This window comes from Aeromonas sp. ASNIH8, assembly GCF_002919855.1.
Classification (GTDB): Bacteria; Pseudomonadota; Gammaproteobacteria; order Enterobacterales; family Aeromonadaceae; genus Aeromonas; species Aeromonas caviae.
Map to the genome: position 1 here is coordinate 56,491 of NZ_PQLN01000005.1, position 19,859 is coordinate 76,349.

17 protein-coding genes are annotated in these 19,859 nt (G+C 62.7%); 9 read left to right on the top strand and 8 right to left on the bottom strand.

Annotated elements, in window-relative coordinates:
• Positions 1–44 precede the first annotated feature (44 nt).
• From ligA to C3418_RS02735, 3 genes are all read right to left on the bottom strand, one after another.
• Positions 45–2,051: an NAD-dependent DNA ligase LigA gene (gene ligA, locus C3418_RS02725; RefSeq protein ID WP_103857901.1), complete on the bottom strand. Its 2,007-nt coding sequence runs from the start codon at positions 2,049–2,051 to the stop codon at positions 45–47.
• 99 nt (positions 2,052–2,150) lie between these two features.
• Positions 2,151–3,281, bottom strand: a complete 1,131-nt coding sequence (zipA, locus tag C3418_RS02730; RefSeq protein WP_039039273.1) for a cell division protein ZipA — start codon at positions 3,279–3,281, stop codon at positions 2,151–2,153.
• Between the two features lie 15 nt (positions 3,282–3,296).
• Positions 3,297–6,671, bottom strand: a complete 3,375-nt coding sequence (locus C3418_RS02735) for an AAA family ATPase (protein ID WP_103857902.1) — start codon at positions 6,669–6,671, stop codon at positions 3,297–3,299.
• Between the two features lie 110 nt (positions 6,672–6,781).
• Here C3418_RS02735 and cysZ point away from each other — a divergent pair, with 110 nt between their 5' ends.
• Positions 6,782–7,546 carry a sulfate transporter CysZ gene (gene cysZ / locus C3418_RS02740; protein ID WP_010673447.1) on the top strand — a complete coding sequence of 255 codons (765 nt, stop codon included), beginning with the start codon at positions 6,782–6,784 and terminating at the stop codon, positions 7,544–7,546.
• 134 nt (positions 7,547–7,680) lie between these two features.
• Positions 7,681–8,295, top strand: coding sequence for a trimeric intracellular cation channel family protein (locus C3418_RS02745; protein WP_103857903.1), 615 nt, complete (start codon positions 7,681–7,683; stop codon positions 8,293–8,295).
• 94 nt (positions 8,296–8,389) lie between these two features.
• Here C3418_RS02745 and C3418_RS02750 read toward each other — a convergent pair whose 3' ends face one another.
• The 4 genes from C3418_RS02750 to C3418_RS02765 all read right to left on the bottom strand — a co-directional run bounded on the left by C3418_RS02750 (position 8,390) and on the right by C3418_RS02765 (position 11,779).
• The gene (locus tag C3418_RS02750; protein ID WP_103857904.1) at positions 8,390–8,641 is read right to left on the bottom strand and encodes a DUF3862 domain-containing protein; all 252 of its coding nucleotides are present in this window, start codon (positions 8,639–8,641) and stop codon (positions 8,390–8,392) included.
• Positions 8,642–8,744: 103 nt separating this feature from the next.
• Positions 8,745–9,290 (bottom strand): DUF882 domain-containing protein, encoded by a 546-nt coding sequence (locus C3418_RS02755; RefSeq protein ID WP_039039271.1) that lies wholly within the window; start codon positions 9,288–9,290, stop codon positions 8,745–8,747.
• Between the two features lie 148 nt (positions 9,291–9,438).
• Positions 9,439–10,920 (bottom strand): murein L,D-transpeptidase, encoded by a 1,482-nt coding sequence (locus tag C3418_RS02760; protein ID WP_103857905.1) that lies wholly within the window; start codon positions 10,918–10,920, stop codon positions 9,439–9,441.
• A 91-nt stretch (positions 10,921–11,011) separates the two neighbouring features.
• Positions 11,012–11,779 (bottom strand): ABC transporter substrate-binding protein, encoded by a 768-nt coding sequence (locus C3418_RS02765; RefSeq protein WP_069651724.1) that lies wholly within the window; start codon positions 11,777–11,779, stop codon positions 11,012–11,014.
• A 309-nt stretch (positions 11,780–12,088) separates the two neighbouring features.
• Here C3418_RS02765 and C3418_RS02770 point away from each other — a divergent pair, with 309 nt between their 5' ends.
• The 5 genes from C3418_RS02770 (at position 12,089) to C3418_RS02790 (ending at position 17,615) form a co-directional block, all read left to right on the top strand.
• On the top strand, positions 12,089–12,634 hold the full coding sequence (locus C3418_RS02770) for a hypothetical protein (RefSeq protein WP_010673441.1): 546 nt from the start codon (positions 12,089–12,091) through the stop codon (positions 12,632–12,634).
• 57 nt (positions 12,635–12,691) lie between these two features.
• Complete coding sequence (locus C3418_RS02775; RefSeq protein ID WP_010673440.1) at positions 12,692–13,750, top strand: glycosyltransferase family 2 protein; 1,059 nt, start codon at positions 12,692–12,694, stop codon at positions 13,748–13,750.
• Positions 13,747–14,118 (top strand): GtrA family protein, encoded by a 372-nt coding sequence (locus C3418_RS02780; protein WP_010673439.1) that lies wholly within the window; start codon positions 13,747–13,749, stop codon positions 14,116–14,118. Before C3418_RS02775 ends, C3418_RS02780 begins: the two co-directional genes overlap by 4 nt.
• Entirely contained in the window at positions 14,118–15,284 is a 1,167-nt protein-coding gene (locus tag C3418_RS02785) for a membrane protein (protein ID WP_029313951.1), read from the top strand. The genes C3418_RS02780 and C3418_RS02785 overlap by 1 nt, the downstream gene beginning before the upstream one ends.
• A 207-nt stretch (positions 15,285–15,491) precedes the next feature.
• A complete protein-coding gene (locus C3418_RS02790) occupies positions 15,492–17,615 on the top strand; it encodes an alpha-amylase (protein ID WP_042864249.1) in 2,124 nt (707 codons plus the stop codon).
• 63 nt (positions 17,616–17,678) lie between these two features.
• On the opposite strand, the gene C3418_RS02795 is transcribed toward C3418_RS02790, so the two are convergent.
• Positions 17,679–18,305, bottom strand: a complete 627-nt coding sequence (locus C3418_RS02795; protein WP_010673436.1) for a glutathione S-transferase — start codon at positions 18,303–18,305, stop codon at positions 17,679–17,681.
• Between the two features lie 158 nt (positions 18,306–18,463).
• Between C3418_RS02795 and C3418_RS02800 the strand changes: the two genes are divergently transcribed.
• Both C3418_RS02800 and C3418_RS02805 read left to right on the top strand, forming a co-directional pair.
• Entirely contained in the window at positions 18,464–19,108 is a 645-nt protein-coding gene (locus C3418_RS02800) for a response regulator transcription factor (RefSeq protein WP_103857906.1), read from the top strand.
• A gap of 157 nt (positions 19,109–19,265) precedes the next feature.
• Positions 19,266–19,847 carry a TetR/AcrR family transcriptional regulator gene (locus C3418_RS02805; RefSeq protein WP_103857907.1) on the top strand — a complete coding sequence of 194 codons (582 nt, stop codon included), beginning with the start codon at positions 19,266–19,268 and terminating at the stop codon, positions 19,845–19,847.
• Positions 19,848–19,859 lie beyond the last annotated feature (12 nt).

Genomic DNA, 19,859 nt, shown 5'->3' on the forward strand with positions numbered 1-19,859 from the left:
AAACCCGGCCAGTGGGCCGGGTTTGTCTGCTCAAACGTGCATTCTCAGGGCTGAATGGCCGCCTGCAACTCGGCCTCGGTCCAGATGGTGATCCCCAGCTCCTGGGCCTTGGCGAGCTTGGAGCCTGCCGCCTCCCCCGCTACCAGCACGTCTGTCTTGGCCGACACCGAGCCCGCCACCTTGGCCCCCAGGGCCTGCAGCGCCGCCTTGGCGTCGTTGCGGGACAAAGCGGTGAGGGTACCAGTCAGCACGAAGGTCTTGCCGGCAAAAGGTTGATCGCTTGCCTCCTTCTTCTCGATGGCCGGCCAGTGGATCCCGGCGGCCAACAGGGCGTCGAGCACCTCGATGTTGTGGGGCTGACGCAGGAAGTAGTAGACGTGCTTGGCCACTATGTCCCCCACGTCGGCCACTTCCAGCAACTGCTCCACCGAGGCGGCGCGCAGGGCATCCAGGGTAAGGAAGTGGTTGGCGAGGTTCAAGGCGGTCGCCTCCCCTACTTCGCGGATCCCCAGGGCAAACAGGAAGCGGGGCAGCGTGGTGCTGCGGGCGGCATCGATGGCCGCCACCAGATTGAGGGCCGATTTTTGCCCCATCCGCTCGAGACCGGCCAGCTGGATGGCGTTGAGACTGAACAGGTCCGCCGGGGTCTTCACCAGCCCCTTGTCCACCAGTTGCTCCACTATCTTGTCGCCAAGGCCATCCACATCCATGGCGCGACGCGCCGCGAAGTGCTTGATGGCGGCCGCCCGCTGGGCCTCGCAGAAGAGACCGCCGGAACAGCGGGCCACGGCCTCCCCTTCCAGCCGCTCCACCGCCGAGCCGCACACCGGGCACTCGGTCGGGAAGAGGATCGCGCGGGCATCCGCCGGGCGCTGCGCCTCCACCACAGCCACGACCTGGGGGATCACGTCCCCGGCCCGGCGCACGATCACGGTGTCGCCGATCATGACGCCAAGGCGCGCGATCTCGTCCGCATTGTGCAGGGTAGCGTTGGAAACGGTGACGCCGCCGACAAACACCGGCTTGAGCTTGGCTACCGGGGTGATGGCACCGGTGCGGCCCACCTGGAACTCGACGTTCTCAAGCGCCGTCATCTCCTCTTCGGCCGGGAACTTGTGGGCAGTGGCCCAGCGCGGCGCGCGGGCCACGAAACCGAGCTCCCCTTGCAGGGCGATGTCATCCACCTTGTAGACCACGCCGTCGATCTCGTAGGGGAGATCCCCGCGACGCGCCAGGATATCATCGTGAAACGCCTGGCAGCCGGCGGCACCCTCTTTGAGCTTCACTTCCGGGCTGAGCGGCAGACCCCAGGCCTTGAGCTGATTGAGGCGACCGAAGTGGGACTCCCCCAGCTCGTCGCCACCGACTCCCACGCCGTAGGCATAGAAGCTGAGGGGGCGGCTGGCGGTGATGCGTGAATCGAGCTGGCGCAGGCTGCCGGCAGCGGCGTTGCGCGGGTTGACGAACACCTTCTCCCCCGCCGCCAGCGCATCGCGGTTCATCGCCTCGAACCCCGCCTTGGGCATGAAGACCTCCCCACGCACCTCCAGCCGCGCAGGCCACCCCTGGCCGCGCAGGGTCAGGGGAATGGCCTTGATGGTGCGCACGTTCTCGGTGATCTCCTCCCCCGTGGTGCCGTCCCCGCGAGTGGCGGCCTGCACCAGCTGGCCATCCACGTAGAGCAGGCTCACCGCCAGACCGTCGAGCTTGGGTTCGCAACAGAAGGTGAAAGTCACCTCCCGCTTGAGGCGATCACTCATGCGTTGCTCGAACGCCTGCAACTCCTCGCTGCTGAAGACGTTGTCCAGACTCAGCATGGGGATCTCGTGGCGTACCTGCTTGAAGGCGGTCAGCGGCTGGCCTCCCACCCGCACGCTCGGCGAGGCCGGGGTTTTCAACTCGGGATGCTCGGCCTCCAGCGCAATCAGCTCGCGCATCAGGCGATCGTATTCGGCGTCCGGCACCGTGGGGTTGTCCAGCACATAGTACTGATGGCCGTACTCGGTCAGCAGCTCACACAGTTGACGGTGGCGGGAGAGGATATCGCTCATGAAAAAGTCTCGAAGTGTGATGGAACATTCAGTCTGGGGCAGAAACAAAAATGCGGCACCGGGGTACCGCACTTTTCATTGTTCAAGCCCCATGGCGCATCAGTCGCGGCTGGCCTCGTAGGCCGCCAGCTCGTGACGGTAGCGGGCGATGTCGTCGTCGCTGAGGGGACTGCGCGAGGCGTCGGTCAGCATGGCATCGAGATCGCTCGCCAGCTGATCCGCGGCCTGCAACATGTGCTCGAAGGCGAAGGCGGCATTGCTGCGAAGGGGCAGTTGCATGAAGAGGGACACACCCGGGGTGCTGAACTGCTCCATGCGATAGGGGTTGAAGGTACCCGGCTTGACCATGTTGATCATGGAGAAGAGCACCTCCCCCTTGCCGCCCAGATCTTCGTGACGGTGGAAGATGTCCATCTCGCCAAACTTGAAGCCCAGCGCCAGCAGGGAAGAGAGCAGAGTCGCACCTTGCAGATCGTGGCCGGGACGGGCCATCAGGTTGATGACATAGACATCCTGCCAGATCTTCTCGACCGGGGCCGGAGCGGGTTCTGGCTCGGCTGCGTGAACCGGCTCTTCATAGGCTGGCTCGTCATCGTAAGCGGGCTCTTCATAAGCCGGCTGGGCGTAGCGGGGAGCCTGCTGGGCAACCGGTGCCGGCTCGCGTGCACCGAAGGTCGGCGCCTGAGCATAGGCCGGCTCCACCAGCGGCTCTTCGTCCAGCGGCTGCATCATGGGCTCGCGCTGCGGACGGGAACGGTGTACCGGGGTACGGCGGATCACCTGGGCAGGTTTGCGCACCGGCGCGGCAGGGGCCTCTTCAACAGGGGCGGCAACCGGCTCGTCATAGTCCTCTTCTTCCTCATACACAGGCTGAGGGGGGACAGGGCGAGCGGCAGGCTTGCGCACCACGGGAGGCGGCAGATCGGCGTCGTCATCTTCATCATCGAAGGCGGGAACGGGGGCGACACGGCGGGGTTCGGGCTGACGGGCCTCGTCGCTGCGCAGTTTGGGCTCGGCACGACGGCCACCGCTCACCACACGCACCTGACCGATGCCATCGCTGTCGAAGGCGTCGTTGTCACGCTCACGGGACTTGGACTCCATCCGACCCAGGGGTTTCTCCTTGATCGGTGCCTGACGATTCTTTCTGTTGCTCCACAACCCGTGAATGAGCAATGCCGCGATGGCAATACCGCCCAGGGCAACCAAGATGTAACGCAATTCCTGCATTAGCTGCTTCTCTTTCTAGTTTTGCTCAGCCAAAGCGACGGCTTCACCGATATCGACCGACACTATGCGCGAAACCCCGGGCTCTTGCATCGTGACGCCAACCAGCTGCTCGGCCATCTCCATGGAGACCTTATTATGACTGATGTAAACGAACTGTACTGTGCTCGACATCTCTTTGACAAGAGAACAGAAGCGACCGACGTTCACTTCATCGAGCGGTGCATCCACCTCATCCAGCAGACAAAATGGTGCTGGATTGAGTCTGAAGATGGCAAAAACCAGCGCAAGGGCGGTTAGCGCCTTCTCCCCCCCGGAAAGCAGGGCAATGGTAGCATTCTTCTTGCCCGGAGGTCTTGCCATGATGCTCACTCCGGCCTCCAAAAGATCATCCGAGGTCAGCTCAAGCCAGGCACTGCCCCCCCCGAACACTTTTGGGAACAGGGATTTTAAATCTTCATTGACCTTATCGAAAGTGTCGCGGAAGCGTATTTGTGTTTCTTTATCAATTCTTTTAATGGCTTGGCTCAAGGTATCGAGGGCCTGCTCCAGATCCTGGCACTGATTTTCCAGGTAGCTTGAACGGGTTTTCGCCTCCTCATACTCTTCCAGTGCCGCCAGGTTGATGGCGCCAAGCGCCTCCACCTGCGCCTCCAGCGTCTGGATCTCCTGGCGCAGCTTGCCGCGATCAGCGGCAATCAGCACCGCCTGATCGAGGTCCACCAGGCGCACGCCCAGCTCTTCGAACTGCTCGTGCAGTCCCTGCCGGCGCGTCAGGTTGCGCTCGCGCTCGAGCCGCAGAGTCGCCAGCTTCTCTTGAATTTTCACCAGCTGCTTGTGATCGGCGCTTCTGGCCTGCTCCAGCTCGGTCAGCTGACGCTCCAGCTCCGCGAGCCGCTGGTGACAGGCCAGTTGCTGCGCCTCAAGATTGCGCTGTTCGACCAGCAGGGGCGACAGATCCTGACTCGGAGCGGCCCCTGGCTCCTTGAGTTCCGCCAGCTCCAGGCCGAGACGGGCCAGCTCCTGCTCGCGCAGCGTGATGAGCTGGCGCTGGTTCTGCTGCTCCAGTTGCAACCGCTGGCAGGCCGCCTGCTGCTGCTCCCGGCGAAGGCGCACCTCTTCCAGCGCCCGCTCCGCCCCGTTCACCTGCTCCTGGGCGAGCAGCAGCGCCTCGGCGAGTACCTCCCCCTGCTCCTGCAGCTCGCCAAGGGCCGCTTCATCCTGCTCAAGCCGCTCCCCGGCCGACGCCAGCCGCTGCGCCTCCTCAGCCTGCTCCTTGTCGAGCCGGGCCAGCTCTTCCCCCAGCTGGCCCAGGCGCTGCAAGCGCTCCTGGCGCTGCCCCTCGCGCAGACTCCAGGCTTCGCGCAGTTGCTGCCACCGCAGCTCCTGCTCGCGCAGGGTGTGCTGAGCCAGCTCATGGGCACTGTGCAGCTGGGCCCGCGCTGCATCGGCGGCGGCAAGCTGCTCGTCGAGTCTGTGCAGCGCCTCCCGACCCGCGGCCAGCTCGGTGTGCAGCCGCTCACGCTCACCGAGCAGCGCCAGCGTACCGAGGGCCATGCCCTCCCCCAGATCCGCCCAGTTGGGGCCGAACCAGTCGCCGGCGGGAGTGAGCAGCGACTCACCGGCAGAGAGGCTGTGCAGGCGGGACAGCGCCTCCTCCCTGCTCTCTGCCAGCCAGATGGCATTGAGGAAAGCCGGAATGTGCTCGCCCCCCAGTTGCGCCGCCAGGGTACCGGCCCTGGCTGGCTGGGCCGGGCCAATCCAGAGTCCGGGTTGCGCCAGGTTGCACTCGTCCGCCGGGATTGCGGTGAGCCAGCGGCCGAGCACCTTGTCCAGCCCCCGGGCCCACTCGGGGGGAACCTGCAACCGATCCGCCAGGGTCGCACCCGCCATCTGCTCCCCCAGGATCTGATCCAGGGTGGCGAGGCGCGCCTCCAGCTCGCGCAGCAGGCCCTGCTGGCGACCCTGCTCTGCCTTGAGCTCTTCATGGCGCGACACACCGGCCTGCCACGCTGCATCGGCTTCCTCATGGCGGGCGCGGGAGAGCGAGAGTTCCGCCGCCAGGGCATCGAGGGCCGGTTGCAGGTTCTCCCCCTCCCCGCCAAGGGGCCCGGCCTGTTCGTCTTCCAGCTTGAGGCGGGCAAGCCGGGTCTTGGCCTGCAGCTCCTGCAGGCCATTCACCTCGGCGCGGGTCTGGTTGAGCCGCCCCTGCAACTGGCCCAGCTGCTGCTGCCACTGCTGCTGACGCTGGCGCGCCTGCTCGAGCCGATCGCCCGCTACCGCACGCGCGCTCTGCTGGTCGGTGAGCAACTGCTCACACTGCTCGAGGCGCGCCGACGCCACCTCCCCCTGCAACGTGCTGTCGCCCAGTTGCTCCAGCTGGCCGGCCAACTGGGCCTTGAGACCGTCGATACGCTCGCCGAGGGACTGCCGCCTCGTCTGCCAGTCGCGGCCAAGCTCGCTCTGGTGCAATTGCTGCTGCTCGAGGCGGGCGATGGCTTGCCCGCCGAGGAAAATCTGCTGCTGGCGGCTCGCCTGCTCGGCCTGCGCCTCCTGGCGGGCCACCGACAGGGTGACGTGGCGCCCTTCGTCTGCGGTGCGCTTGGCATCGAGGGCCGCCAGCGCCTGTTCAGTCTGGGCCAGTTCGGTCTTGGCTTCGCCAAGACGCGTCTCCAGCGCCCACAGTTCCGAGCCGATCAGTTCGCTGCGGGCCGCGCGACTGCGACTCTTGAGCTGCTTGTAGCGCTCGGCGGTCTCGGCCTGGGCCTTGAGGTGCTCGAGGCGTGAGCCCAGTTCGCCGCGGATGTCGCCAAGGCGTTCCAGGTTCTCCTGGGTATGGCGGATGCGCTGCTCGGTCTCCCGGCGCCGCTCCTTGTAGCGGGAGACCCCGGCGGCCTCTTCCATGAACAGCTTGAGATCGGCGGGGCGAGACTCCACCAGCCGGCTGACGGTGCCCTGTTCGATGATGGCGTAACTGCGGGGCCCAAGGCCGGTGCCGAGGAAGAGGTCGGTCACATCCTTGCGGCGGCACTTCTGGCCGTTGATCTGGTAGTGATTGGAGCCGTCGCGCAGCACTTCGCGGCGCACCGAGATCTCGGTAAAGCGGCCGAACTCGCCGGGTACCCGGTTGTGGGGATTGTCGAACACCAGCTCCACCGAGGCGCGGCCATGGGCGCTGCGGTTGATGGAGCCGTTGAAGATGACGTCGGTCATGTTCTCGCCGCGCAGATGGCGGGCGGAGCTCTCCCCCAGCACCCAGCGCACGGCGTCGATGACGTTGGATTTGCCGCAGCCGTTGGGGCCCACCACGGCGGTCATGTCGGCGTTGAGTTCGATGCGGGTCGGCTCGACAAACGACTTGAAACCGGCGAGTTTGATCAATTTCAGACGCATGGCGGCCTATGTGGGTAACGAAATAAAGAGGAGGCGGGCAGGCGACTTTACCAAATCAAAGGCTTGTTTGTAATATGCTGGCACTTTCCCCATTCATTGATGGAGCTCACATGAGCCAATCACCCCACATGGTCAAAGATTCGGTCAGCGGTGCAGACTACTTCCTGCGCGGCTTCTCGCTCATCCGCCAGCCTGGCATCCGCACCTTCGTGCTGATCCCCCTGCTGGTCAACTTCGTGCTCTTTGCCGGTGCCTTCTACGCCCTGTTGCTACAACTGGACGGCCTGTTCGCCTGGCTGCACCAGCAGATCCCGAGCTGGCTCTCCTGGCTTGATTACCTGCTCTGGCCCATCGCCCTCATCACCATACTGGTGGTCTTCTCCTTCATCTTCAGCTCGGTGGCCAACTGGATAGCTGCCCCTTTCAACGGCCTGCTGGCAGAGAAGGTGGAACAGATCCTCACCGGTGAAGCCATGAATGACACCGGCATGCTGGATGTGGTGAAAGATGTGCCCCGTACTTTCGGCCGCGAATGGACCAAGCTGAAATACTATCTGCCCAAGGCCATCGGCTGCCTGATCCTCTTCCTGATCCCGGTAGTGGGCCAGACCCTGGCACCCGTGCTCTGGTTCCTGCTCAGCGCCTGGATGATGGCGATCCAGTATGTCGATTATCCGTTCGACAACCACAAGATCGGCTTCATCACCATGCGCGACGCCCTCAAGCAACGTCGTGGAAAGTGCCTGAGCTTCGGCGCCCTGGTGACCCTCTTCTCCGCCATCCCGGTGGTGAATCTCTTCGTGATGCCGGTGGCCATCTGTGGCGCCACCGCCATGTGGGTGGACCAATACCGCAGCGAGCAACTTGGACGCTGAACCGCATCATCATGATCAAAAGAGGGGGCGAAAGCCCCCTTTTCATTACTTAATCTAATGCATAACCAAGATAGCTTGTCGCCCCAGCGCAGGGTTGTTAGGATGCGGGGCTTTCTCGCACCCTGGGATATCTCATGTTACATGCACTCTTCTTGCTCGGCCTGGTGGCCGAAGGGATGACTGGCGCGCTGGCAGCGGGTCGGCGACGGATGGATCTGTTTGGCGTCGTGATCATCGCCTCGGCGACGGCCATCGGTGGCGGTACCATTCGGGATGTGCTGCTGGGCCACTATCCCCTGCTCTGGGTCGAACACCCCGAATACGTGCTGCTGGTGGCGGGCGCCGCCATGACCGGGGTCATCTCGGCCCCGCTGATGCGCTACCTTGGCAAGCTGTTCCTGGCGCTTGATGCCCTGGGGCTCGTGGTCTTCTCCATCTTCGGGGCTGCCCGGGCGCTCGAGATGGGCCACGGGGCCGGCATCGCCTGCATCATGGCCGTGGTGACCGGCGTGTTCGGGGGGGTGCTGCGGGACTTGCTGTGCCAGCGTATCCCGCTGGTGTTCAAGCGCGAGCTCTATGCCGCCGTCTCGCTGATCACCGCCGCACTCTACTGCTTTGCGCTGCACCATGGGCTGCCCAACGACTGGGCCGCTTTCGGTGCCATCGGCATCGGCTTCGTGCTGCGCCTCCTGGCGGTACGCTTCAAGTGGGGACTGCCCACCTTCAACTATCAGTACGCCACCCATTGAACACGCCAGTTCCTGGCCATATCGCACGGATAACGAGCAACAAAAAAGCGCCATACGGCGCTTTTTTGTTGGGCATCGGCAAGAGAGGAAAGGGTCAGTTGATCCCTTCCGAGCTGAAGAAGGTCGCCTTGTCGGCGATGAAACGCACCTTGATGTTCTTGCCTTCCCCTCCCCAGACACAGCTCGTGGTGCCGAGAGCATCGTCGCAACGCTCGGCCTTGCCGAGGATGGCGCTCGCTTCGGCATAGCTCATCCCGACTTTCAGCTTGTCGTAGCTCTCGCGGTTGAGCTTGCCGCAACCAGTCAACAACAGGGCGATGAGCCCCCCGATCATAATCTGCTTCATCTTTCTCTCCTCTGGCTGGAGTCCAGAGCCTAGCAGCTTGGTCCCCCTCAATGCCAGCGGCAAAAAGACACAATCGGCACTCAACCCTTGAGGAAATCCCGACTCACCAGCTGCGAACGGGGCCAGTGTCCAGGTGCACGAAGTTGTCGGAAGGGTAATAACCCACACCGCCCACCTTGAGGTTCAGGGCGGCCTTGCGCAGGTGCGCCAGCTGCACGCCGGGGATGCGCACGTCAACCGCCTGCCCCAGGGTGTGGTAGCTGTGCTTGGCAACACCGCGACTCTTGCGCCGCTTCTGCTGATTGGTGGCCGGGGAGCGATAACCCGAGATGAGCTGGATTTCGCCGTGGCGTCCCAGCTTGTGTTGTAGCAGAAAGAGCTGATCGAACAGCTTTCTGTCGATGTTGAACACTTCGTTGCGACGGTAGTCACGGAAAATATGGTTGAGCTCCGCCAGCCCGTCGCTCAGATAGTGGCCATCTTCCCAATAACTGGCGCGTACCCGCTCGCCGGTATTGAGGTTGAAGAAACTCAGTTCCCGTCCCGAAGTGCTGCGGCTCGCCAGCGCAGGGAACGACAGCAGGCTGGTCCCCATCAAGCAACCCGCCCCCAGCAGCAGACGGCGTCGGCTTATCTCTTGTCCCAGCATCCGTTGTCCGTCCATCTCATGGTGAAGTCACACAGGTGAATGAATTTGATACAAGGGCCGAAACTACCTGCCAGAAAAAGCGCTGTCAAACCCCATTCACCCATGAAAAAGCCCGGCACGGGCCGGGCTTTTCACTCTGTGGCGAGGATCACAGCAAGCGGCTTTGATAGCTGACTCTGTCGAATCCGTAGATATCGTTGCGCAGTTGCTGACGTCCCTCTTCATCAATCCAGCTGCTCCAGTAGACGGTAAATACCGGGATAGGGTTGCTCAGGGGCAGCCACTTGGTCTGGGTCTCTTTCAGGATGCTGGCCACCTTGTCCGGCTGATAGCGGGAGTCCGCCAGCAGCAACTCTGCCAGATCGTCGGCGTGTTCCACCCGGATGCAACCCGAGCTGAAGGCACGGGCCCCCTGCTCGAACAGCGCCTTGCGCGGGGTGGAATGGAGATAGATGGCATCGTTGTTGGGCAGATAGAACTTGTAGCGACCCAGGGCATTGTGATCCCCCGGCTTTTGCCGCAACCGGTAAGGGAAACCGGAGGCCAGCGCATGGTGCCAGCCATCTTCGCTGAACTGCACCGGATTGCCCTCGCCGTCGATCACCTCGAACTGTTCGCGATCCAGGTAGGCAGGATCGCGCCCGAGCTTGGGCAGAATGTCCTTGCTCAGGATGGAGCGCGGCACGTGCCAGGCCGGGTTCAGCACGATGGAGCGGATCTCGCTGGCCAGGATGGGGGTGGCTCGCTGCTCCTTGCCGACGATGACCCGACTGGTGAAGACCTCGCTGCCAGACTCCACCACGCTCAGGCGGTAGTCCGGAATGTTGACCAGCACATAGCGACCGGCAAGGTGATCCACCAGATCACGGCGCCACAGGTTGCGTACCAGCAGGCTGGCGCGCACCTCGGGGCCGGTATTGAGCCAGCTGCGGGTCTGACGGCCGATGATGCCGTCGGCCGTCAGACCGTGGCGGCGCTGGAACTGCTTGATGGCCTGTTCGGTCTCGAGATCGTAGAGGCTGTCCTGGTGAGTCGGGGCACTGTCCCCCAGTTCGTTCAGGATGGAGCGGATCTGGCCGAGCTCTGTCGAGCTCTCCCCGGCCCGCAGGGTCGGCATGGAGAGGGTGGGCCAGTGCTTGGCCATGGGCATGGCCAGCAGCTTGCGCACTTCGTCGCGCACGGCGTCGTATTCCGCCACCTGTGGCCTGAGTTGCCTGACCTGCTCCAGCAGATTGTCTCCCTGGGGGGCATGGGCCAGGGGGCGGTTCAGATCCAGCTTGAGGGTCTGCATCTGTTCGCGCGCGACCAGATCCATCCCTCGCCAGGCCTGCTGGAACCGGGCCAGCTTGCCAAAGGCCTCATCGTAGAGGGCACCGCGTCGATCCGCCGGGGTCTTTTGCAACTGCTGCCAGAGGCGGTAGAAATCCGGATGCAGCTGGGCCAGCACCGCTTCCTGCAACTGCTGTTCAAGCTCATGACGAGCCTGCTCGGCCACCTCGTTCTGATACCAGTCATGCTGGATGCTGGGACTGGCCACTACCGCCTGTTCCGTGCTGGCATGAACCATGCTGGCCGGCCAGCAGCCCAGCCAGATGAGATTCGCCAATGCCAACCAATACTTCTTACCCATGCTTCTTACCACGCTTGCCTCAAATCGGTTCATTTCGGCCTGTCAGGCGCGACGGTCAGGTCCCCATGATGCGTGAATGCTGGCGACTTTGCTAGCGGACGGAGGTGTAACGACGCCAGATGAGTTCCTGCTCCCCGCTGTCGCCGACGGCCACTATCGCCTCGTTGAACCGCGCTACGAATTCCCCGGACAGGGTCTTCTTGCTCAACATGAAAAAGGTGGGCGTCTCATGGATCGCCATGGTGTGGGGGACGACCGCGTCCGACAGCCCCTCTCTCTTCAGACCCCAGGGCGTGGCAAGACTATCCCCGAGAAAACCGTCTATCCGCCCAAGCAGCAGCTTGCGATAGTTTTGCACATCGTTGACCTCGCTCACCTGGTTGCGGTATCGCTGCAGAACCTTGGTGATTTCCGGGCCGTAATAGTAGTCCCTGGTCACACCGAGGCGATGCCCGTGGGCCAACCAGCTCGCCAGATCCGACTCCTCACCGGTACCGGATTTGCGTACCCAGAGCGATGTCCGGCCCGGGTTGTAGGGGATGGAGAACCAGGCATAACGCGCCCTCTCATCAGCAAAATACGCCTCCATCACGATGTCCAGCCGACCCCGCTCAAGATCGTGCAACCCCCGCTTCCAGGGACGCTCCACATAGACCAGACGACAACCCAGCCGATTCGACACGGCATTGAGGTAGTCGACCGCAAATCCACGCAGTTCCCGACGTGCTCCCTCTTGCTGGTAATAGTGGTATGGGGGCCAGTCATCGAAACCGACGCGAAGGGGGGAGGAGCAGAACGATTGCGCCCACAACGGTTGGAGGGGCAGACAGCAGAGCACACAGAGAGAGAAGAGTCTCATGGGTCATCCTTGACGACGTGACAGGCCATCTTAATTCTGCCCGGGTGAAATGGCGACAGATCCTGCCACAACAAAGCACAATATCAGCCGTTTGCCTGATGCGCCTCAGGTGGCGGCAGACAGGCTGGCGCCGAAAAAGCCACAATCAAGAAGAGGAAGCAAACGACCCCAAAGCCCCTTGGTAAGCAGGGTGATTGAGGGTTAATATGTGAGCAAATATATTTTTGTGATCCACTATGCTTTTTTTGCAATTGGATTAGCATATGCGCGAAATCTGCCTATCAATCTGTCGGGCGTCGAGTGAGTAATATGACCTACAAAAAGTTCGGTTTTCTGGCTGCCATCCTGGCACTGAGCGGTTTCTACCTTTATACCCTCTATCTGGCCGCTCACCCCAACGTGAGCCTGGCTTACAAGCTCTATTACCTGGAAGGCAAGACCCGTTTCTGGGAGCACAACTCCAGCATGACCTACCAGCCCGGCAACGAACTCAACCTGACCAAGCCGAGCCGCTTCCTCTCAAGCGAAGGCTGGGCCAAGAAGCCCAGCGAGCAAGGCACCGAGCTGAGCGGTCAGGGCGGTCTCTATTTCGTGCTGCCCAAGCAGCAGGCCCAGCCGGAGCAGCTCACCATCCAGGCCAGGATCAACAGCCCCCAGGCTGGCGCCCTGCTCAAGGTGGCGCTGGGCCATGATTTCACCACCACGGTCAAGCTGGCCAAGGCGGGCATCAACGAGATCCGTCTCAGCCTGCCGGGCGACTCCCTGACCGCCGATCCCAAGCGTCCCAACTTCCTGGCGCTCTCCGCCCCGACACCGCTCAACGTCCAGTCCGTGCGACTGACCGTGGCTCAGTGAAGCGGAATGCCCCAAGTATCTGTTCCGTAAAATAATTCTTTCAATAAGGAAGTTCCCATGTCCCGTGCCGATTTTCGACTCTCTCTGGTCGTTCCCGTTTACAACGAGGAAGAGAGCATAGACGCCTTCATCAGCGCGATAGATACCGAATTGGCCCCGCTCAAAGACCAGCTTGAAATCGTGTTCGTCAACGATGGCAGCCGTGACCGCACCCGTGAGGTGGTCGAGCAGGCCATCGCCCGGGATCCCCGTGTGACCCTGGTCAACCTGGCCCGCAACTTCGGCAAGGAAGCGGCCATGACCGCCGGCCTGCACCAGGCCAAGGGCGACGCCATCGTCCCCATGGACGTGGACCTGCAGGATCCCCCCTCTCTCATTCTGGAGTTCGTCAAGCTGTGGCAGACCGGCGACTATGACACCGTCTACGGCATCCGGGTGGATCGCAGCGCCGACACCCCGATGAAACGCCTCACCGCCGGTGGCTTCTACCGCTTCTTCAACGCCCTCTCCACCAGCACCAAGCTGCCGGAGAACGCCGGTGACTTCCGCCTCATCGATCGCAAGGTGGTCGAGGCCATCAAGCAGTTGCCGGAGCGCAACCGCTTCATGAAGGGGCTGTTCGCCTGGGCCGGTTTTCGCGCCGTCGGCGTTCCCTACGAGCGCCCGGCCCGCCATGCCGGCGAAACCAAGTTCAACTACTGGAAGCTGTGGAACTTCGCCCTTGACGGCCTGATGAGCTTCTCCAGCTGGCCGCTGCGGGTGTGGAGCTACATCGGGGTCGGTGTCTCCTTCATCGCCTTCCTCTATATCCTCAAGATCATCACCCAGGTGCTCTTCTTCGGCATCGACGTGCCCGGTTACGCCTCCCTGATGTCGGTCATGCTGTTCCTCGGCGGCATCCAGCTGCTGTCGCTGGGCATCATCGGCGAGTACATCGGCCGCATGTTCGTCGAGGTGAAACAGCGCCCCGTCTACCTCATCGAAGGGGTCTACGGCCAGTACGCCAAGCAGGATGAAGAGCAGAAGCAGGAAGTGCCCACCACCAGCAAGAAGAGCGCTGGCAAGAAGGCCGCCGCGAAAGCCGCTGATGATCAGCAGGAGCAGGCGTCTCAATGATCTCCCGCGAGGAATTCTGGCGGCTGGTTCGCTTCGGTTTTGTCGGCGGGGGGGCCACCCTCGTCGATCTGGGTACCTCCATCGCCCTGTTTCATACCTGGCCGGCCATCTCCGAGCACCTGGTCACGACCCTGGCCTTTGCCGTGGCGTTCTGGTTCTCGTTCTTCGGCCATCGCTACATCACCTTCCAGAAACAAGGTGCCGCCAGCAAGTTCCTGCTGGTTGCCCTCTTCTCTCTGGCGGTGCGTAACCTCATCCTGAGCGGTTTGCTGTTTGCCGGACTCTCCGGCCTGTTGCCGGTGGTGATCGCCACCCTGACCGTCACCGTGCTCACCTACGTTCTCTCCCGTATCTGGGTTTTTGCCTGATGAATGATATGACCAATACCGCCCCGTCAACCGGGGCTGCACTCCCCTATCGCCCGTCACTGCGCATCAGCGGCCGCGACTGGCTGATGATCGTCGCCGCCTTCGTACTGAGCCGGGTGGCGCTCTATGGCATGGGCTATTTCGGCGTCCAGCTCTATGGCGCCACCGACATCGGGCCGCTGCAAGCCTACTGCCAGTTCGACTGCGTCTGGTTCCAGCGCATCATCGAGAATGGCTACGACCTCTATCCACGCTGGTTGAGCAAGGGCAATGCGGCGAACTGGGCCTTCATGCCCCTCTATCCCATGCTGGCCGGCGGTCTCTCCAGCCTGTTTGACATGGAGAGCCTCATCGGTCTGATGCTGGTGGCCAACATCGCCTTCTTCATCAGCCTGCCCCTGATGCTGCTGGTGCTGCGCCAGCTCAAGCTGGGGGACGACACCGCCCGCTTCGGGGTCTGGCTGCTGGCCTTCTCCCCCTTCTCCGCCTATTTCGTCTCTGGCTATACCGAGCCCATGTTCATGGCCTTGATGCTGGGAATGTTCCTGTTCGCCTACCGCGAACAGTGGCTCATGGTCGCCTTCCTCGGCATCTTCATCTCCGCCACCCGCAACCTGGGGGTGATGATGGTATTCCCGGTGTTGATCCTGGCCCTGCAGGCCTACGGCTGGCGCGAGTTCTTCCGCTTCACCGAGCGGGCCTTCAAGGTGGTGTTCACCCTCTGGCTCATTCCCCTCGGCCTCTTCTCCTACATGGTCTATCTCTATCACCTCACCGGGGATGCCCTGGCCTTCAAGCACATCCAGGTGGCCTGGGGCCGCTATATGGACAGCCCCCTGGACTGGTGGCTGAGCGGCTTCGAGCTGGGGGGGCGCAAGGCCTATCTCTCCATCATGGTGATCTTCGGCTGGTGCCTGAATGGCTACCTGTTCAGCCAGAAACGCTGGGCCGAAGCGACCCTGATGTTCATCTGCTGCACCATCCCCCTGATGACCGGCCTCAACGCCATGCCCCGCTACATGTTCGGCCTCTATCCGACCCTGCTGGCCATCGTGCTGCTGGCCCATCGCTGGCCTGCCATCCGCCCTGCGGTGCTCTGCATCAGCGGCATGGTTGCCTCCTTCATTGCGGTGGCCTTCGTCAACTTCAAGTTCTTCACCGTGTGACGCCACCCCGAATGCCTACAAGCCGGTCAACTGACCGGCTTTTTTCATGGCCGCGACACCCAGTTCACACTTTTCCATTCTTGAAAACGTAACCATTTGAACTGACGTCACAAATCGGTATTTTACCGGTCCAAGCCTGCCCCAGCGCGCCCTAGAATGAGTGCCTCAACGGACCCTGCTCCTCACACTCTGCTCAAGGAATGGCTTATGCGTCTCTCTTCGCGCCCCGCTCTTCGCCCATCACCCCTGTGGCTGGCCGTGCTCGCCACACCGCTGTTCATCGGTCAGGCGATGGCGGCCCCCGAGGTCTATCTCCATGTGGATGGCAAACCGGTGGCCGAGGCGCTGACGCTGGACAAGGGCACCGTCACCCTGACCCACAGACTGGACAAGGGGAGCCACCAGATCCGCATCAGCGATGCGGGCAACAGCTGCGGCACCAGCTTCGGGCCAACCGAGGCCAGGCCCCTTCCCTTCGGCACCGCCCAGCCCATGGACAAGTGCAGCAAGGGGACAGACTTCAATCTGAGGGTGATGCTGGCGGGGGACTACGAGTTCACCTTCAACCCCGATACCCCCAGCCTCAAGGTGTTGCGGGCAACCAAAAAGAGCGAGTTCAAACGCCAGCCTCCGGAAGAGCCCTGCATCAGCTGGGATGGCGGCCCGGTCACGACATCACTCAAGGGAGTCTGGCCCGACGGCACCCGGTTGCGGGATGCCTACTCGGGACAGGAAGCCGTGGTCAAAGGCGGCAAAATCACCCTGACACCGAGCAAGGAGAGCGGCGGCCTGCTGCTGCTCGAACCGGTCAAGGCCGCCAAGCCTGCTCCCTTCAGCTGGGATCAGGCGAGCGTCTATTTTCTGCTGACCGACCGCTTCCACAACGGCGATCCCGCCAATGATCACAGCTTCGGTCGTCAGAAGGATGGTCAGGACGAAGTGGCCACCTGGCATGGCGGTGACTTCAAGGGGCTGACCGAGAAGCTCGACTACATCAAGCAACTCGGCATCAACGCCATCTGGATCACCCCCATGGTGGAACAGGTCCACGGCTTCATCGGCGGTGGCGAACAGGGGAACTTCCCCTTCTACGCCTACCACGGCTACTGGGCGCTCGACTTCACCAAAATCGACCCCAACTACGGCGACGAAGAGAGCCTGAAAACTCTGGTGGACGAGGCCCACAAGCGCGGCATGCGGATCATCCTCGACGTGGTGATGAACCACGCAGGCTACGCCACCCTCGCCGACTTGCAGGATCTGGGGCTCACCGATCTCACCCAGAACACCGGCAAGCTGCCGAGTCGCTGGAACGAATGGCGCCCGAGCGGCGGCCTCAACTGGCATGGCTACAACCAGTTCATCGACTACCAGTCATCCCACTGGGACAAGTGGTGGGGCCCTGACTGGGTGCGCGCAGGTCTGCCCGGCTACCCACAACCCGGCACCGACGACGTCACCGGCTCGGTGGCCGGATTGCCGGACTTCCTGACCGAATCCACCAGATCGGTGGGGCTGCCACCGCTGCTCGCTGCCAAAAAAGACACCAGGGCCAAGGCCCTGCCCAACGCCACCGTGACCGATTACCTCATTGCCTGGCACACCGACTGGGTGCGCCGCTTCGGCATCGACGGCTTCCGTGCCGACACCGTCAAGCACCTGGAGCCCGCGGTCTGGGCCAGGCTCAAGCAGGCGGGCACCGACGCGCTCAAGGAGTGGAAGGCCGCCAACCCGGGCAAGGCCCTCGATGACCTTCCCTTCTACATGGTGGGCGAGGTGTGGGATCACGGGGTCGCCAAGGACTTCTGGTACCAGCACGGCTTCGATTCCCTGATCAACTTCGACTACCAGCGTGAATTCGCCCTGCCCCAGGCCCAGTGCATGGCGGGGGCAGAGCCCACCTATGCGAGCTACGCCAGCCGCATCAACCAGGATCCCGAGTTCAACGTGCTGAGCTACATCAGCTCCCACGACACCAAGCTCTTCTTCGGCGACTATCAGGACGTGGCGCTGCAACGGCGGGTGGCCAACAGCTTCATGCTGCTGCCGGGGGGCATCCAGATCTACTATGGCGACGAGTCCGGCCGGGGACTGGCCAAGGATGGCGGCGTGTTCGATCAGAGCGTGCGCTCGGACATGAACTGGCAGGAGCTGGCGAGTGGCGAGAAGGCGGAGCTGGTCAAGCACTGGCAACGGCTCGGCCAGTTCCGTGCCGCCCACCCTGCCATCGCGGCGGGCAGCCACAAGAAGATTTCCGATGTCCCCTATGGCTTCGTGCGGGAGAAAGGAGAAGACAAAGTGGTCGTGGTCTTCGCGGGTCGGCAGAAATAGCGACCTGGCCTGAATAAAAAGGGGAGCCGATGGCTCCCCTTTTTTGTCTTGCCGACGCCCACATCAATCAGACTGGCGGGCCGCCTTTGGCCACTGCAACCTCGCCCTGAGCAGGGTTTCCTGCCACAGGGGCCAGGCCAGCAAGGCCTGCTGATAGGCGCCAGCCTGACCGGGCAGCGAAATGCCATAGCTTGCCAGTCGATAGGCCATCACCGCATAGAAGGCATCCAGAATGCTCGCCTCGTCGAAATAGAAGGGCCCCCGCGCCTGGGACCAGAGAGTCTGCAACCGGGCCAGCTCGTCGATGACCTCCACCGGCGGTTCACTCTGGGTGGGCGCCCCCAGGAAGAAGGGCAGCAGGGTGCGGATCTGACGAAAACCGGCGTGCAGCTCGGCGCACAGGCTGCGGGCCAGGGCCCGTTCGGCCTTGTCCACCGGATAAAGGTGGCGCTCCGGGCAACACTCGTGGAGATATTCGGCGATGGCCAGAGAGTCGTGAATACGCAGCTCACCGTCGTCGAGCCAGGGCACCAGGCCGGCGGGGGCCGTGCGCTTGAGCCGTTGCAGCTCCTTGGCATCTTCCAGATCGAAGACCTGCTCCTGCCACTTGAGCCCGCTCATGGCCAGCACCAGCGCCGTTCTCATTGCCCAGGTGGAGCCCGTGCCCACCGTCAAAACCAGGGATCCCATCGATTGCCTCCTGCATGGGTTGTTTACTGGCCATCCCGCCGGCCCCGTGGCACGACATCCGATGACCACCTCACATTTGCGTACTGGCGGGTTTGACCCACTTGGGTAGCAGTGCTAGTTTGATTTTTCAAAACAATCGGTTAGCAACAATGTGAGCTATGGACAGCCAATTTACCATCGTCATCGCAGATGACCACCCCCTGTTTCGGGGCGCCCTCTATCAAGCGGTGCACATGGCCATCGACGACGCCAGATTGCTGGAGGCTGACTCCATCGACAGCCTGAGCCACCTGCTCGATGAACATCCCGACGTCGACCTGCTGCTGCTGGATCTCAAGATGCCGGGGGCCAACGGCTTCGAGGGGCTGGCCTATCTGCGCGGACATCACCCGGATCTCCCCATCGTCGTGGTCTCGGCCTCCGAGGATCCCGCCATCATCCAGCAGGTGCTGCGCCTGGGCGCGCTCGGCTTCATTCCCAAGTCCGTCCCCATGAAAGAGCTGGTCAGCGCCCTCAATACGGTGATCGGGGGGGACAACTGGGTGCCGGAAGGCATCTTCCTCCATCCCGAGCCCAGCGAAGGGCCCGATTTCGCCACCAAGCTGGCCAGCCTCACCCCCCAGCAATACAAGGTGCTCATCATGTTGCGGGATGGCAGCCTCAACAAACAGATCGCCTGGGAGCTCAACGTCTCCGAAGCGACCATCAAGGCCCATATCACCGCGATTTTCCGCAAACTCGGGGTCAAGAACCGCACCCAGGCAGTCATCGCCCTCCAGCAAATGGGCATCAAGGACGACTGAGCTCGTCCCCCGCTGGCTCGTAACAAGCCAGCCACAACCGCCCCCAGCAGACTCTCTGGCCCCCGCAGCAGCCGGAAACGGCCTCCCTGCACCATTTGCGGCTCGACAATTAGCACGGTCGTACTTTATGCTGCCAGCCCAGAGAGAGGAGAGCCGGATGAGCAAGGGACGTCTGACCCGCGACACCATTTTGCAGACTGCATTCGAGCAGGCGAGCCAGCAGGGGCTTGAGAGCCTCACCATAGGCTCCCTCGCAACGGCCTGCGAGATGTCAAAAAGCGGTCTGTTCGCCCACTTCCAGTCCCGCGACAACCTTCAAATCGCCGTGCTCACCCATTCCGCCGAGGTATTTCGGGAGCGGGTGATCCAGCCGGTGCGCCAACAGGGGTACGCCACCCAGCAGGAGAAACTGCTCGCCCTGTTGCAGGCCTGGCTGGCCTGGAACCAGAGTTTTGCCGGCCGCTGCATGTTCCTCGATGCCTGGACCTCCGCCCAGGAGGGTGAGGTCCAGCAGGCGGCACGCGAGCTGGTCCGTTTCTGGCTCGACTACCTGGCACGCCAGGTAGTGCAGGGGCAGGCCAGAGGGGAGTGGCGCAGCGATCTCGACCCCTGGCGCGCCGTCTATCGCCTTTATGGCCTCTATCTCGGGGATCAGGTGTTCCATGCCCTGGGGCTCAGCGAGGATCCGGCCCGCCACTTCTGGCCCGAGGTGGAACAATTGCTGGCCAGCTGGCGCTGACCCGACGGGCTC